This window comes from Curtobacterium sp. KBS0715, from assembly GCF_005938005.2.
GTDB classification, from domain to species: Bacteria; Actinomycetota; Actinomycetes; order Actinomycetales; family Microbacteriaceae; genus Curtobacterium; species Curtobacterium flaccumfaciens.
This window is the reverse complement of record NZ_VCCA02000001.1, coordinates 2,362,673-2,377,548: the sequence shown is the minus strand read 5'-3', so window position 1 is coordinate 2,377,548 and position 14,876 is coordinate 2,362,673. Positions and strand designations below refer to the sequence as shown.

15 protein-coding genes are annotated in these 14,876 nt (G+C 68.4%); 13 read left to right on the top strand and 2 right to left on the bottom strand.

The features are described from left to right. Positions 1-22 precede the first annotated feature (22 nt). The 9 genes from FFG40_RS11365 (at position 23) to FFG40_RS11325 (ending at position 5,954) form a co-directional block, all read left to right on the top strand. Positions 23-892 (top strand): DUF6188 family protein, encoded by an 870-nt coding sequence (locus FFG40_RS11365; RefSeq protein ID WP_138803249.1) that lies wholly within the window; start codon positions 23-25, stop codon positions 890-892. Between the two features lie 59 nt (positions 893-951). Next, a complete protein-coding gene (locus FFG40_RS11360; protein WP_138803248.1) occupies positions 952-1,614 on the top strand; it encodes a hypothetical protein in 663 nt (220 codons plus the stop codon). Positions 1,615-1,791: 177 nt separating this feature from the next. Beyond that, a complete protein-coding gene (locus FFG40_RS11355; protein ID WP_138803247.1) occupies positions 1,792-2,049 on the top strand; it encodes a hypothetical protein in 258 nt (85 codons plus the stop codon). A gap of 1 nt (position 2,050) precedes the next feature. Continuing rightward, a complete protein-coding gene (locus FFG40_RS11350; protein WP_138803246.1) occupies positions 2,051-2,422 on the top strand; it encodes a hypothetical protein in 372 nt (123 codons plus the stop codon). A gap of 203 nt (positions 2,423-2,625) precedes the next feature. Then, positions 2,626-3,330 (top strand): hypothetical protein, encoded by a 705-nt coding sequence (locus FFG40_RS11345; protein WP_138803245.1) that lies wholly within the window; start codon positions 2,626-2,628, stop codon positions 3,328-3,330. A gap of 236 nt (positions 3,331-3,566) precedes the next feature. Beyond that, positions 3,567-3,968, top strand: coding sequence for a DUF6188 family protein (locus FFG40_RS11340; RefSeq protein WP_027465481.1), 402 nt, complete (start codon positions 3,567-3,569; stop codon positions 3,966-3,968). A 9-nt stretch (positions 3,969-3,977) separates the two neighbouring features. Then, positions 3,978-4,346, top strand: coding sequence for a hypothetical protein (locus FFG40_RS11335; protein WP_138803244.1), 369 nt, complete (start codon positions 3,978-3,980; stop codon positions 4,344-4,346). A gap of 86 nt (positions 4,347-4,432) precedes the next feature. Beyond that, a complete protein-coding gene (locus FFG40_RS11330) occupies positions 4,433-5,179 on the top strand; it encodes a hypothetical protein (RefSeq protein ID WP_138803243.1) in 747 nt (248 codons plus the stop codon). Then, positions 5,169-5,954, top strand: coding sequence for a hypothetical protein (locus tag FFG40_RS11325; protein WP_027465479.1), 786 nt, complete (start codon positions 5,169-5,171; stop codon positions 5,952-5,954). Before FFG40_RS11330 ends, FFG40_RS11325 begins: the two co-directional genes overlap by 11 nt. Before the next feature lie 198 nt (positions 5,955-6,152). On the opposite strand, the gene FFG40_RS11320 is transcribed toward FFG40_RS11325, so the two are convergent. Beyond that, on the bottom strand, positions 6,153-7,376 hold the full coding sequence (locus FFG40_RS11320) for an alpha/beta fold hydrolase (protein ID WP_138803242.1): 1,224 nt from the start codon (positions 7,374-7,376) through the stop codon (positions 6,153-6,155). Between the two features lie 23 nt (positions 7,377-7,399). Here FFG40_RS11320 and FFG40_RS11315 point away from each other — a divergent pair, with 23 nt between their 5' ends. The 4 genes from FFG40_RS11315 to FFG40_RS11300 all read left to right on the top strand — a co-directional run bounded on the left by FFG40_RS11315 (position 7,400) and on the right by FFG40_RS11300 (position 12,775). Further along, complete coding sequence (locus FFG40_RS11315) at positions 7,400-7,981, top strand: DUF3000 domain-containing protein (RefSeq protein WP_017886108.1); 582 nt, start codon at positions 7,400-7,402, stop codon at positions 7,979-7,981. Beyond that, positions 7,978-9,288, top strand: coding sequence for an HRDC domain-containing protein (locus FFG40_RS11310; RefSeq protein WP_395876342.1), 1,311 nt, complete (start codon positions 7,978-7,980; stop codon positions 9,286-9,288). Before FFG40_RS11315 ends, FFG40_RS11310 begins: the two co-directional genes overlap by 4 nt. A 128-nt stretch (positions 9,289-9,416) precedes the next feature. Continuing rightward, a complete protein-coding gene (locus tag FFG40_RS11305; protein ID WP_027465475.1) occupies positions 9,417-10,634 on the top strand; it encodes a thiolase family protein in 1,218 nt (405 codons plus the stop codon). 2 nt (positions 10,635-10,636) lie between these two features. Then, positions 10,637-12,775: a 3-hydroxyacyl-CoA dehydrogenase NAD-binding domain-containing protein gene (locus FFG40_RS11300; RefSeq protein ID WP_138803517.1), complete on the top strand. Its 2,139-nt coding sequence runs from the start codon at positions 10,637-10,639 to the stop codon at positions 12,773-12,775. A 121-nt stretch (positions 12,776-12,896) separates the two neighbouring features. Here FFG40_RS11300 and dxs read toward each other — a convergent pair whose 3' ends face one another. Continuing rightward, positions 12,897-14,834: a 1-deoxy-D-xylulose-5-phosphate synthase gene (dxs, locus tag FFG40_RS11295; RefSeq protein ID WP_138803241.1), complete on the bottom strand. Its 1,938-nt coding sequence runs from the start codon at positions 14,832-14,834 to the stop codon at positions 12,897-12,899. Between the last annotated feature and the right edge of the window lie 42 nt (positions 14,835-14,876).

The following is a 14,876-nucleotide window of genomic DNA, read 5'->3' as shown; positions in this document are numbered from 1 at the left end:
GTGAGTGAAGCACGAGTATGCGATGCAGCGAGAGCAGCTCCTGAACATCAATCCGTACGAGGGGACGATCATGGTCGCTGTCACCGCGATGCCCGGTGGCGCTCTGGCGACAGTCGAGGGCGCGGTCACGCTCGACTTCATCGGCGTCGACTTCCGGCTCGACCTGCGCTTCACCGACGGCGCAAGCGTGCAGCTCGAATCTGCGTTCACCGTCAGGGACCGATCCGGGGGCAGCGTGGTCGTCGATCCGGAGCGCAAGGACTCCCTGCTCCCCATTCTGCGGCTGTTCGGCACAGAAATCGATCGGCGATCGGTCGAGGGCGCCACGCTCACGCTCGTCTTCGCTGACGGAGAGACCCTCGTCGCCGGTCCGGACGGCGAGTTCGAGTCCTGGCACGGCTCTGGGTCGAAGGGGCACCCGGTTCGTGTCGATCCGCCAGAGGGCAGTACGAGCCCCGGTGCGGAAGAAGCCCTGAGGGTGCGGGTTCCGGGTCCACCCTTCGCGCTGGACATCGCCGGCGACACCGTCGACTTCATCGGCATCGACTCCGACGTGACGATCCGCTTCTCGAGCGGGGCGTCGCTCCGGTTCGAGACCGACTTCGCGCTGACCGGCTCTGACGGGGAGCACGCGTTCCTCGATCCCGGCGACAAACCGTCCCTGCTCGACCTCCTTGCCCTGCACAACAAGGTCGTCTCGGACGGTGCAGTCACGGGCGCGCGGATCTCCGTCCGGTTCGCCTCGGGTGAGTTGCTCGAGGGCTGGTCGAACCGACGAGGTCCGTCCTGGCACTACAGCGAACCGGGCCGCGCACGGGTGGACATCGACGCCCTGCCCGACGGTGACATGCAGTACCGATACAGCCCGTCGTCCGTGGGTGTCCGACGGTGACGCGCGCACCCTCGGACGTCTCGGTCACGCACCTCCGAGCGGTCACCAACGGAACGGCTGTGGACCTGCCAGACCGTGTCGTCGACGTCCTCGCCGCAGTGGGATCGGTCGCGCAAGTGCTCGTCTCCGACGTGTCCGCACGCTCGTTCGCAGCGGTCATCCGGCAGTCCTACTCGAAGCAGGAGCCGAACCTCGTACCGTTCATCGACCCACTCGAAGCCCTCGGAGACGAGCTCGTCCTGATCTGTCAGGTCGAGCACGGCGATGAACTCGTGACGGTCGTGTTGCGCGCGACGGACCGGACGCTCGTGGCTGCCACGGCGGTCGACCGCTCCGTCGGACTCGTCCACATCACCGTCCAGGAGCTGTGCAGGCGCCTGCGCGCATCAGACGCCCCGGGGGCGGAACTCGCGCTCGAGGTGGCATCGCAGTGTCCGGCCGAGGTCCGGGTCCGCATCTTCGAACAGGGAGCCCTTTCGACGGCACGGACCTTCCTGACGAAGTACACGATGGCCGCCGACAGTGGCTCGGACGTTCGCGGGCTCGACGAGTTCGCCCGTGTGCTCGCACCGCTCGGCGACGAGCAGCCGGGGCTCTCCACCGTGCAGGCTGACACCGCAGTCGCGATCATCGCGTTCACGCCGGGCAGGACCGACGTCCTCGCTGCCATGAGCGTGGGCGGCTTCTCGCCACAGGTCGAGACAACAGAGGAGACCGGATGACCACGAAGTTGCCGAAGGACCTCGAGATGGTCACGTACACGATCCCCGCTGATCACATCGTGCTGCCCGATCTGGTCCAGTTCTTCTCAGAGCTCGATTCACCCGGGCTCGTCTGGGTCCTCACGACGCTGTACGCCATCACGTCCCCTGCTCAACCAGGTCCACCTGCCGGCAGCGGTGAACAAGCTCGGCGACGAGCTCCCGACGCCCTTCGAAGGTCAGAAGATCTACCGTGTCTACGGCGAAGATGCTCAGGCGACCGGTGCCTCATGGTCGCCGTCCCACCCTGGTTCTGTTGCCAACTATCGCGACGTCGCGGGACTGCCGGCAGGGAAGACCGAGCCCGATCACAGCGTGAACTCGGGGCAGTTCCTGCTCGAAGCAACGTTGTACGACTCCCTCCCCAACGGCAGCGGCATCGATCCGGAGATCTGACATGCACGAAGTCTTCTTTCTCTCGTCCATGGACAGCAAGCGGTTCTCGTCTGTCTTCCGGTGCGAAGTGGAACGACCGATCGAGCTACCGAACGGTCACCATGCGCTGATGGTCAGCTGCGATCCCCCGCTGAACGGTCAGGAGCTCGGCCAACCGCTGGGCGTCGGGGAGCTGTTGCTCTGGAGTCGCTTCGAAGACGAAGACCTCTGGACCTTCCCCGCCTTCCCGCACTTCGTGCAGATCTGTCTCCCTGACGTCGATCTGCCTGTCCATTCCATGCCTCCGAGCATCGCATGGGGCGAGATCTACAAGACCGAGGCAGACGCGCACGCCCACGAGATGAGCGCTCGCCCGCGCTCCTCGACGAAGTGATCGATATGGGAACATAGATCCTTACATTGACCAATCCAAGTCGTTGGATCGATACGAAATCCGCCAAGAGGCCGCGGCGTGATCCTCAGCACAGATCTCGAGCCGTACCGGAGCAGGGTAGTTCTCGGGCCTGACGAGTTCGGTGAGTCGGAAGTCCTCATCCGCGGAGTCGTCCGTGGCGCAAAGGTGGAGAGGTACGAGAGTTGAGCGAAGTCATGACTGTCGAGGTGCTCGAAGGGATGATCGAGCGCTCGGGATTGAACGTTCCAGCAGATGCGCTGACCCTGTTGACAGAACTGCCACCTGAACAGGAATTGTTTGTAGACCAGTTCGAGGCAGCCGAATTCGAGAGAATGGTGCGGGACAATTACCTGGTTCGATCTCCGAACTTAGTTGAACTTCTAGCGCCACTGCATGATCTTGGCAATGGACCGATCCTGTTCTGCCAGGCCGAGGCGGGCGAGCGGATCGCGTCCTTCGTCGTAGACGCCGAACACCAAGTTCCGCTCGCAGCGACATACCTCGATCGCGCACCGACGCAAAAAACAATCTCCGTAGGAGCACTTCGTCATCTCTTGAAGGAATTGACAACCCCGGCCGCTTTGAAGGCGTCCGCGGCGCTTCTGCCTCAAGCCTGTGAAAAAGATCTCCGACTCAGCGTACAGGACGCCTCGAGCATCGCGCGGACACTTTGGACGAAGTACAACTTGGCCAGGGAGAAAGGTGTCGTAGTGATTGGGTTGGAAGAATTCACGACGAATCTCGCTCGCCTCGGTTCTACCGAGGTTCGCCTGTGTTTCGTGTGGCTTGAGGACTCCCTCGTGACTGTCGCACTCGAAAAGGAAAGGGACCAGGTGATGGGCGCGCTGTTCGTCACCAACTTCATCGGGAAACCAGGCGAACGTTGAGAACCAGTCTGGTCGCGGCCGATGACGACACCGCGTATCACCCGCGACGGCGGATCCAGTTGTGCGCATCGATTCTGTCGACAGCACCACGGTGATAGTCGTCTTCGACGAGGCAGTAGTCAACCCGACGATGAGATTGGACGACTTCCTGGGGCGGTGTTCCGCAACCTTGACGAATCGATGTACGCTTTCCGGAGCGGTAAGTACGTCGTTTGGCCAAAAGAAACGGAGATGACATGCGCCTGTCCGTTGTGAGAGAAACCGTCAATTTCATCGGGATCGACCACATGGTCACGTTGCGCTTCTCCAACGGTGCGAGCACGGCTTTCGAATCCACATTCACGGTGGGTGAGCCGAGCGGAGCCATTTCCCAAGTTGCCCCGGACGGCGACAAGTCTTCGCTCGTTCCAGCTTTGCGTCTGCACACCCAGACGGTAATCGAGGCCCGGATCGACGAAAGCTCTCTGGAGCTGACCTTCTCCAGCGGAGTCGTGCTGAGAGCCGATCCTGACGCGCAGTACGAGTCTTGGCACTACACCGGCCCGGAGAGACCGCCGGTGCGGGTGATCGCTCTCGGGGGCGGAGATCTGTTCACCTCGATCCCAGACGACGAAGATGACCGGGCTGAACAACGCTGAGGACTGACGATGACCAGAACACAGCCAGACCTCTCGATCGCACACCTTCGAGCGGTCACCTGCAGGACGACCATCGAACCACCCGGCGGTATCGTCTCGATGATCGCCGCGATTCCGGCCGACGCTGAGGTGCGCTGCGACGCTGTCCCCTCGGACTTCACCGGTGCAGTCCGACGGCACTCCACGAAGAAGGAAGACCCTCTCCGACCGTTCATCGGTCCACTCGACGCCTTCGCGGACGCGCTCGGTGACTACGCACCCTCGTCTCGCTCGGTCAGACCCCGATCGTCAGCGGGATCAATGAAACGCCTCACGAGAAGGCTGCGGATCATCGTCATGCCGAGCGAGGGGCCCGCGATCTGGCTCACCAACACCTGATGACCGGCCGACGAGAGGCCGCTCAGCGGTTCTGGTTCTTCCGGAGGGGCCCCTCACACGAGGGGCCGCTGCCTGGCTTCCGGGACGTGTTCGAATCGTTGAACCTCACGCCCCTGCACTGGCTCGTCACGGAGCTCGACATGGTCATGCAACCGAGCTCGACTGTCGACGTGCACGAGTGGGACCGGCGACTCATGGCAGCGTCGGGACCCGGGCTGTGGTTCTCGCACGACGAGATGCTGACGCTCGTCCAGGAGAACCACCAGATGATCGACTGCGAGTTCTTCGGCGTTCCGGTCGCCGCCGGACCCGATCCGGCGCAGGCAGTGCTCCGCATCGACTTCTTCGACAGCACTGAAGTCACCGTGTGCATCGACGGATCAGTCATCGAGATCTCGAACGCGATCGAGCGGGCTCTCGGACCCGCGGTGGCTTCGCACGTGGTCGGCAGTCGGGAGGGCGACACCACGGCACACCACATCGCGGCGATCCTGCGGACGTGCTTTGACGCGTCGCAGGACCCCAGGGCCGCCTTGCTGCGCGACCAGGTCGAGGCAGTGCGGACCGTCGACGAGTCGGTCCCGCGGATCTTCGACATCGTGCTCGCCGCGGCACCTCGGTCCGACTACGCCGACGGTCCTCTCCGATGGGCCGTGTACTACTGCTCCGACGAGGCCCCCCTCGCGGGCGAGGTACTCATCTGGATGCTCGAGGGTCGCATCAACTTCGTCGAGTTCCCGTGGTTCACCACCGACATGCCGGCCGAGCTGCCTCGACCGGACCAGCTCATCCTCACATCCACCGACGAAGACAGAGTCCGCGATGTTCGGTAGACGGAGCAAGCCCGATCGGTCGACGCAGCAGTTTCACCAGGCCGACAGCGGCGCACAACTGTTCGCGCAGCTCCTGACCGAGACGCGCGCTGACCCCGAAACGTTGTTCACAATCGAAGTCGTCGACCACGGATGGCCGGGTCGGGACCTCGACGAGCGCGCACGCCAGCTCCGGCGCACCAGGGTGCCACGGACACCACTCGCGGCACCGGATCCAAGGGGACCCAGCACCCCCTCCGGGACAGCCAGTGTGTTTTACCCATGTAGCCGTGCGCCGTTCGCGGCCGCCGCTGGCGACGTCTTCCTCATATCGGACGGAGCGGGCGGTGTTTTGCTCGGGCACGTGATATCGGAACATTTCGATGCCGTCTACGTCGCCGTCTTCCAACGTCCCGAAGAAGTACCGCCGCCGGCGGATCCGCTCGTGGTGCTCGCGACGCAGCCCGTCATCGCCGGACTGACCCTGCCGGCGCGGTTCCAGCCAGGCATGTGGGAGGTCGTCGGCACCACGACGCCCGACTCTGACCGGCTCCTCCCCGCGTACTCCTGGGGCACCGCCACCGACGTCGAACACGTCACGGATTTCTCCGGCAAGAGGTCGCGGCCGGCGAGCGAGGTCGAGGCAGAGACCGTCCCCCATCGGATGGTCGTATCCCCGTTCTTCGTCGACATCGCCGTCCGTGCGGTGGTGGGCCTGGTCGACTGGCACCCGGACTTCGAACACCTGCGATACCGGGCTACGCCACGGTCAGTCGATCTCTTCCCACGGACCTGACGTGCGGGCGTGCGGCGCAAGCATCGCCGTCCTCCCAGCCTTCTTCCCACACCGTGCCGAGTGCCGGCCCATGTCCTTTTACCGTTCTGCGCGCTCGGCGGACCAGGGGCCACCGAAGTGGCGACGACGTGAGCAGATGACGGACGGGAGGCGCGGTGCCAGCTGACACCGCGCCTCCCGTCCGCCCTTCGGTCGCGTCTACCGCGCGCTGGCCGCCCCGCGCCGCTGGACGACCTCGGTGAGCCACGCGAGGATCCGGGCGTCGAACCAGTCGGCGTCGTGGTTCCAGAGCTTGGTGTGCCGGGCCGTGGTCTGGATCTCGAGGCGCACCAGGTCGGGCCGTGCGCGGGCCAGGTCGTGCGAGGCCGAGGACGGCACGAACCCGTCGTCGTCGCTGTGCAGCAGCAGGATCGGCACCGTGAGCTCGTCGGAGCGCGTGACCATGTCGAGCTCGCGCAGGTCCACAGGGGCCTGGAGCCCGGCGAGCCGGTGCAGCACCGGCGTGCGGAGCAGGCGCTGCGCGACCTTGCGGACCGGACGCGGCAGACGCAGGAGCTGGCTCTGCGACTTCAGCACCGCGTGCCAGTCGACCACCGGGGACTCCAGAACCACCCCGTCGACCAGGCCGGCGAAGCGCGAGCGGAGCAGGGTCTGCAACACGACGGCGCCACCCATCGACCAGCCCATCAGCACGACGCTCTGGGCGTCCTGCGCGGCGAGCCAGCGGAGGACGGAGTCGACGTCCTCCCACTCGGTGCTGCCGAGGCCGTAGCGGCCGTCGACGCTCGGCGGGGCGACGCCGTCGTTCCGCCACGAGGCGAGCACCACCGAGTACCCGGCGGCGCGGAAGACGGGGACGGCGCGGATCGTCTCGGCACGCGTGACGCCACGGCCGTGCACCAGGACGGCCCACGGCGCTGCCGGGTCGTCGGCGCGGACGACCCAGGCGGGGGCGGGGCCGTTCGGGGTGGGGATGTCGACGTCCTCGACGGGCACGTCGAGTTCGCCGGGGGTCAGGTAGAACCAGCCGCCCCAGCGACCGCGACGTGCGGCGGTCGGGTCGCCGGCGTCGATCGCGATGATGCGGCGCGTGACGGTGGTGTCGGTCGTGCCGAGGACCTCGCCGACGCGCATGTGGCCGGTGCCGCCGCCGAACCAGAGCGAGTAGCGGCCCTGCAGCTCGGTGTCGGCCGTGCGCTCGATCGTGACGGTCTTCCGGACGGGGTCGACGGCGTGGATCGGGACGCGCTCGTTGCGCTTGCGGTCGGGGGTGACCACGGCGCGGGCGACGGCGGCGACGAAGCCACCGATGACGGCCGTCCCCACCGCGGCAGCTGCCAGACCGGCGCCGAGTGCGATGAACCCGGCCGATCGAGCGGTCTCCTGGACGACGTCCTCGGCGGGTCGCGCGGATCGGGACATGGCCCGGAGCCTAGTCTGCATGTGTGTCCGAAACCCGAGAGCCCGACGCCTTCGCGCGGCTCCGCGCGTTCGTGTCCGGCGGCAGCGGCCGTGCCGAGACCACCGTCACCGAGATCCCCTCGCCGACCCGGATCGCACCGTTCTCGATCGCCCTGGCGGCGGACGTGTCCGGCACCGCGCACGGGGTCGAGTCGGACCTGGGCACCGGCCGGTTCATCGCCCTGTACGACCCGGAAGAACCCGAGGGCTGGGGCGGCGCGTTCCGTGTCGTCTCGTTCGCCCAGGCACCGCTCGAGCCGGAGATCGGCGTCGACGAGTTCGTCGCCGACGTGACCTGGAGCTGGCTCGTCGACGCGCTCGAGTCGCACGGTGCGACGTACGACCACGCCTCGGGCACGGCCACCAAGATCATCTCGCGCGGGTACGGCGACCTCGCCGCACAGGGCGACGGCGCCCAACTGGAACTCCGCGCGTCGTGGACACCACGCGGCGACGACCTCACCGCACACGTCCGGGCCTGGCAGGACATCGTCGCCATGCTCGCCGGTCTGCCGCCCGCATCGGACGGCGTGACCCTGCTGGCCCCGAGGAGGCTCGCCAAGTGACCGACCCCGCTCCCCAGGACGCCGCTGGATCGACCGGCCCGGCTGCGTCCGCAGCCAGGGCTGCCGGCTCGACTGCTCCCGCTGCCAGCCCTGCCTTCGAGGCATCGCACGACGCCGTCAAGGTCATCGACACGCGCGAGGACTACCTCGAGGCGGTCGCCGCCATCGCCGCCGGCCACGGCCCCGTCGCGGTCGACGCCGAGCGCGCCAGCGGCTACCGCTACTCGCAGCGCGCCTACCTGATCCAGGTGTTCCGCCGCGGTGCCGGTGCGTTCCTGTTCGACCCGATCCCGATCGGCGACTTCTCGGAGCTGCAGGCCGCCATCGTCGACGAGGAGTGGCTGTTCCACGCCGCCTCGCAGGACCTGCCGTGCCTGCAGGAGGTCGGCCTCGTCCCGACGCGCATCTTCGACACCGAACTCGGCGCCCGCATCGCCGGGTTCCCCCGTGTCGGCCTCGGCGCCGTCGTCGAGCAGCTGCTCGGCATCACCCTGGCGAAGGCGCACTCGGCCGCCGACTGGTCGACCCGTCCCCTGCCGCAGTCGTGGCTCGTCTACGCGTCGCTCGACGTCGAGCTGCTGCCCGACCTCCGCGACGCCCTCGCCGAGAAGCTCGACGAGGCGGGCAAGACCCGGATCGCCCAGGAGGAGTTCGACGCGGTCCTGCACCGCGCCCCGAAGCCCGCCCGTGCCGAGCCCTGGCGTCGGCTGTCCGGCATGCACGCGCTCCGTGGTGCTCGAGCACTGGCGATCGCCCGGTCGCTCTGGCTCGCCCGCGACGAGTACGCCCGACAGGCGGACATCGCCCCCGGACGCACGATCCCCGACTCGGCGATCGTCGCCGCCGCGGCAGCCGCACCCGAGTCCCGCGCCGAACTCGGTGCGCTGAAGACCTTCACGGGCCGCGCCAGCCGTTCCGAGCTCGACCGCTGGTGGGCCGCCGTCGAGGAAGGCCGCACCACCGAGGACCTCCCCCGACTCCGCGGTGCCGGCGAGGCCACCCTGCCCCCGCCCCGCGCCTGGGCGGACCGCAACCCGGCCGCCGACCGCCGGTACAAGGCCGCGCGCGCCGCGGTCACGAAGCGTGCCGAGGAGCTCGACATCCCGCTCGAGAACCTGCTCACGCCGGAGACGCTCCGGCTCGTGTCGTGGGCCCCGCCGTCGCCTGTGTCGACCGAGCTGGTCGGCGCCGCCCTCGCCGAGCACGACGCCCGCCCGTGGCAGGTCGAGGAACTCGCGTCGATCATCGCGTCGGCCTTTGTGGCTGCTGCACAGCGGCCCGCGGCGACGGACGACGACGAGTCGTAGGAACTGCCCAACCGGCATGCGGCCGCCCAGGCTGGGGGCATAGCGTCGGGAGGGTCGCCGGGCGAGGCCCGGCCAGGCCGGAGCGACCTGCGTTCCGGCCCGATCGATGAGGATCTGGGAGGCCCGGATTGCCAAAGGCATCAGACGTCGTGTTCGTGGACGGCGTTCGCACACCGTTCGGACGAGCCGGCGAGAAGGGGGTGTTCTGGAAGACCCGGTCCGACGACCTCGCGGTGCACGCGATGCGCGGACTGCTCGACCGGAACGCCTTCGACACCGCAGCCGTGGACGACGTCGCCGTCGCGGCGACCACGCAGCAGGGTGACCAGGGGCTGACGCTCGGCCGAACGGTCGGCATGCTCGCGGGTCTGCCGAAGTCGGTGCCCGGCTACGCCATCGACCGCATGTGCGCCGGTGCCATGACGAGCGTCACGACGCTCGCGGGTGCCATCGCCTTCGGCGCCGCCGACATCGCGATCGCCGGTGGTGTCGAGCACATGGGCCGGCACCCGATGGGCTTCAACGCCGACCCGAACCCGCGCTTCGTCGCGGAGCGCATGGTCTCGAGCGACGCCCTCGTCATGGGCGCCACCGCCGAGCGCCTGCACGACCGCTTCCCCGCGATCACGAAGGACCGCACGGACGCCTACGCCGTCCAGTCCCAGCAGCGCTACGCCGCCGCCTGGGCGAACGGCAAGCTCCAGCCGGACGTGATCCCGGTCGAGGTCAACAAGGGCGACGGCTGGGACGTCGTCAGCACCGACGAGCCGCCGCGGCCGGGGACGACCCTGGAGGCGCTGGCCGCGTTGAAGACGCCGTTCCGGCCCCACGGACGGGTCACCGCCGGCAACGCCGCCGGTCTGAACGACGGCGCCACCATGAGCCTGCTCGCGTCCGAGGACGGCGCGAAGCAGCACGGACTGTCGACGAAGATGCGCATGGTCTCGTTCGCCTTCGCCGGCGTCGAGCCCGAGGTCATGGGCGTCGGCCCGGTCCCCGCGACCGACAAGGCCCTGTCGAAGGCCGGCCTGTCGATCGACGACATCGGCCTGTTCGAGATCAACGAGGCGTTCGCCGTCCAGGTGCTCGCGTTCCTCGACAACTACGGCATCGCCCAGGACTCCCCGAACGTGAACGCCTGGGGCGGCGCGATCGCCGTGGGCCACCCGCTCGCGTCGAGTGGTGTCCGGCTGATGAACCAGCTCGCCGCACAGTTCGCCGAGCGACCGGACGTCAAGTACGGCATCACCACGATGTGCATCGGGCTCGGCCAGGGCGGCACCGTCATCTGGGAGAACCCGAACCACAGCAAGTCGGCCGAGCGTTCGGCTCGGAAGGGGGCGTGACCATGACCATCGTCGACAACGACCGACTGGCCGAACTCAGCGAGGACGAGGTCGTCACGCACTCGTTCGTCAAGCACGTCACGATGCCCTCGGGTGGCACGCTGGCGCTCATCACGCTCGACAACGGCAAGGACTACAAGCGGCCGAACACCCTCGGGCCCCGCACGCTCCGTGAACTCGCCGGCGTGCTCGACACCCTGAAGACCGAGGCCGCCGCCGGCACGATCCAGGGCGTCGCCATCACCGGCAAGGAGTACTGCTTCGCCGCCGGGGCCGACCTGTCCCAGGCAGCGGCGGTCCCGTCGCGCGAGGCCGCCCACGACCTGGCCGCCCTCGGGCACGCCACGCTCAGGAAGTTCGCTGACCTCGGGGTGCCGTCGTTCGCGTTCGTGAACACCCTGGCGCTCGGCGGTGGGCTCGAGATCGCCCTGCACTGCACCTACCGGGCGTTCTCGTCGGCGGCGCAGGGCATCGGCCTGCCCGAGGTGTTCCTCGGCATCATCCCCGGCTGGGGCGGCGCGACGCTGCTCCCCCGCCTGATCGGGCCGGAGCGCGCACTCCGCGTCATCGTGGAGAACCCGCTCAAGAACAACCGTCTGATGGACGGCCCGGCCGCGGTCGAGATCGGCATCGGTGACGTGCTCGTCCCGTCCGTCACGTTCCTGCCCTCGGCCGTGGCGTGGGCGGACGGCGTCATCAGCGGAACGACCAAGGTGGTTCGGAAGAACGAGCCGGGCATGCTCGAGAAGGCCGCATGGGGCACCGTCGTCAAGGTCGCCCGCGGACAGGTCGCGTCGAAGATCGGCACCGTGCCGAAGTCGCCGTTCCGGGCGCTCGACCTCGTCGCCGCCGCCAAGTCGGGTTCGCTCGACGAACGCTTCGCCGACGAGGACGAGGCCCTCGCCGACCTCATCTCGGGCGACCAGTTCGCCGCGTCGATGTACGCCTTCGACCTCGTGCAGAAGCGTGCGAAGAAGCCCGTCGGCGCTCCCGAGGGCGTCGACGCGAAGAAGATCACGAAGGTCGGCGTCCTCGGCGCCGGGCTGATGGCGTCGCAGTTCGCGCTGCTGTTCGCCCGACGCCTGGGCGTCCCCGTCGTCATCACCGACGTCGACCAGTCCCGTGTGGACGCCGGCGTCGAGCGGATCCGCGGCGAGGTCGCGAAGCTGCTCGACAAGGGCCGGATCTCCCCCGACGACGCGAACCGCACCACCGCACTCGTCAGCGGGTCGGTGTCCTACGACGCCTTCGCCGACGCCGACTGGGTGATCGAGGCCGTCTTCGAGGAGATGACCGTCAAGCAGGAGGTCCTCCGGAAGATCGAGCAGGTCATCGCACCGGACGCCATCCTCGCCACGAACACGTCGTCGCTCTCCGTCGACGAGATGGCGTCGGTCCTGACGAACCCCGAGCGACTCGTCGGCTTCCACTTCTTCAACCCGGTCGCGGTCATGCCGCTGCTCGAGGTGGTTCGCGCTGCGAAGACCTCGGACGAGGCCCTCGTCACCGCCCTCGCCGTCGCGAAGACCCTGAAGAAGACCGCGATCATCACCGCGGACCAGCCGGGCTTCGTCGTCAACCGGGTGCTCGCACGGGTCCTCGGTGAGGCGATGCGCGGCGTGGAAGAGGGCACCTCGTTCGACACCGTCGCCCAGGGTGCCGCACCACTCGGCCTGCCGATGTCACCGTTCGAGCTGCTCGAGCTCGTCGGGCTGCCGGTCGGCGCGCACGTGCTCGACTCGCACCACGCGGCCTGGCCCGAGCGCTTCTACCCCGGCGACGGCCTGAAGAAGATCGCCGAGCACGGGACGATCCTGACCCGCGACAAGAAGGGCAACGCGACCGGGTACGACCCCGCCGCCGTGAAGCTCATCGCGCCGTCCAAGAAGGACGCGAAGCCGGTCGACGCCGCCGAGATGCAGCGCCGGTTCGAGGACGCCCTGGCCGACGAGCTGCACCGCATGCTCGAGGACCGGGTGGTCGAGCACGTCGAGGAGATCGACCTCGGGCTCATCCTCGGTGCGGGTTACCCGTTCCAGGCCGGTGGGATCAGCCCGTACCTCGACCGCTCCGGCGCGTCCGAGCGAGTCTTCGGCGGCACGTTCCACAAGCCGCGGATCGTCGGCCCCGCTTCCCGCTAGAGCCCAGTACGCAAAACACCGGTGTTCGCGCACCGAACACCCGCAAAACGCGGCGTGGAGCGCGAACACCGGTGTTTTGCTGAACGGACCGAACCGGTGCTGAACGGACCGAACCGCGCGGTCAGCGGTCGGACGCCGCGGACTCGCGGGACCGCGCGGGCTTCGCCTGCGGCAGCTTCGTCCCCACGACCTGGTCGATGACGTCGCGGGCGATGGCCTGCGCCGTCAGCCCCGCGTCGGTGAGGATCTGCGACCGGGTCGCGTGGTCGATGAACGCATCGGGCAGCCCGAGCTCGTTCACCCCGGTGTCGACCCCGGCAGCGCGCAGGTCCTGCCGCAGCCGGGTCCCGACGCCGCCGACCCGCACGCCGTCCTCGATGGTGATCACGAGCCGGTGCGTCCGTGACAGCTCGATCAGCGACACCGGGATCGGCACCACCCAGCGCGGGTCGACGACGGTGACGCCGATGCCCTGCGCCTCGAGCAGCGCCGCGGCCTCGAGTGCCACCGGCACCATCGACCCGACGGCGACGAAGAGCACGTCCTCGACGTCGTCCGCGGCAGCGTGCAGGACGTCCACACCATCGTCGAGACGACGGATCGCGGGGATGTCCGGTCCGACCTGCCCCTTCGACCACCGCAGCACGGTGGGGGCGTCGTCGACGGCGATCGCCTCGCGGAACTCCTCGCGCAGGGTCGGAGCATCGCGGGGCGCGGCGATCCGGATACCCGGCACGACCTGCAGCAGCGCGAGGTCCCACATGCCGTGGTGCGAGGGGCCGTCCGGGCCGGTGATCCCGGCACGGTCGAGCACGAACGTCACACCGGCCCTGTGCAGGGCGACGTCCATCAGCACCTGGTCGAACGCGCGGTTCAGGAACGTCGCGTAGAGCGCCACGACCGGGTGAAGCCCGCCGTACGCGAGGCCCGCGGCGGTCGTCACGGCGTGCTGCTCGGCGATGCCGACGTCGTACACCCGGTCGGGGTGCTGCTCCTGGAACAGGTGGAGCCCCGTCGGCCGGAGCATGGCCGCCGTGATGGCGACGATCCGAGGATCCGAGGCGCCCGCTTCGGCCAGGGAGGAAGCGAACACCGAGGTCCACGACGGGCCCGATGCGGCGTCGAGCGACTCCCCGGTCTCCGGGTCGATGTGCCCGACGGCGTGGAACTGGTCGGCCTGGTCGCGCAGGGCGGGCTCGAAGCCGTGGCCCTTCTCCGTGATCGCGTGCACGATCACGGGAGCACCGTACTCCTTGGCCTGCCGGAGCGCTGCCTCCATCGCCTGCTGGTCGTGGCCGTTCACCGGGCCGATGTACTTGATGTCGAGGTTCGAGTACAGCGCCTCGTTGTTCGTCAACCGCGACAGGAAGCCGTGCAGGCCCCCGCGCATGCCTCGGTACACCGCACGACCCGGAGCGCCGAACCGGGCCGCCACGGCCTGCGTGCCCTCGTACAGGGCCCGGTACTCGCGGCGGGTGCGCACGGAGCTCAGGAACCGCGCCATGCCACCGATCGTCGGGGCGTACGAGCGGCCGTTGTCGTTGACGACGATGACCAGGCGCCGATCGTTGTCGTCGGAGATGTTGTTGAGCGCCTCCCACGTCATGCCGCCGGTGAGCGCACCGTCCCCCACCACCGCGACGACGGTGCGGTCGGTCTGCCCGGTCTGCCCGAACGCGCGGGAGATGCCGTCGGCCCACGACAGCGACGACGACGCGTGCGAGGACTCGACGATGTCGTGCTCGGACTCGCTCCGCTGCGGGTAGCCGGCGATGCCACCGCGTTCGCGCAGCTTCGAGAAGTCCTGGCGTCCGGTGACGAGCTTGTGCACGTACGACTGGTGCCCGGTGTCGAAGACGAACGGGTCGTTCGGCGAGTCGAACACGCGGTGCATCGCGAGCGTCAGCTCCACGACGCCCAGGTTCGGCCCGAGGTGCCCACCGGTCTTCGCGACCTCGGCGACCAGGAAGCGCCGGATCTCGGCGGCGAGGTCGGTCATCTGCGCGTCGGAGAGACGCTTCAGGTCGCGCGGCGACGTGATGCTGGCGAGCAGGCTCACGGGCGCTCCTTTCGTGGGTACCAAGCCATCACCCTATTCCCG

What these genes read in the sequence shown, in the direction of transcription:
- FFG40_RS11300 (WP_138803517.1), top strand. Translation starts at nt 10,637, where the DNA reads ATGACCATCGTCGACAACGACCGACTGGCCGAACTCAGCGAGGACGAG.
- FFG40_RS11350 (WP_138803246.1), top strand. Translation starts at nt 2,051, where the DNA reads ATGCACGAAGTCTTCTTTCTCTCGTCCATGGACAGCAAGCGGTTCTCG.
- FFG40_RS11335 (WP_138803244.1), top strand. Translation starts at nt 3,978, where the DNA reads ATGACCAGAACACAGCCAGACCTCTCGATCGCACACCTTCGAGCGGTC.
- FFG40_RS11325 (WP_027465479.1), top strand. Translation starts at nt 5,169, where the DNA reads ATGTTCGGTAGACGGAGCAAGCCCGATCGGTCGACGCAGCAGTTTCAC.
- FFG40_RS11365 (WP_138803249.1), top strand. Translation starts at nt 23, where the DNA reads ATGCAGCGAGAGCAGCTCCTGAACATCAATCCGTACGAGGGGACGATC.
- FFG40_RS11340 (WP_027465481.1), top strand. Translation starts at nt 3,567, where the DNA reads ATGCGCCTGTCCGTTGTGAGAGAAACCGTCAATTTCATCGGGATCGAC.
- FFG40_RS11320 (WP_138803242.1), bottom strand. Translation starts at nt 7,376, where the DNA reads ATGTCCCGATCCGCGCGACCCGCCGAGGACGTCGTCCAGGAGACCGCT.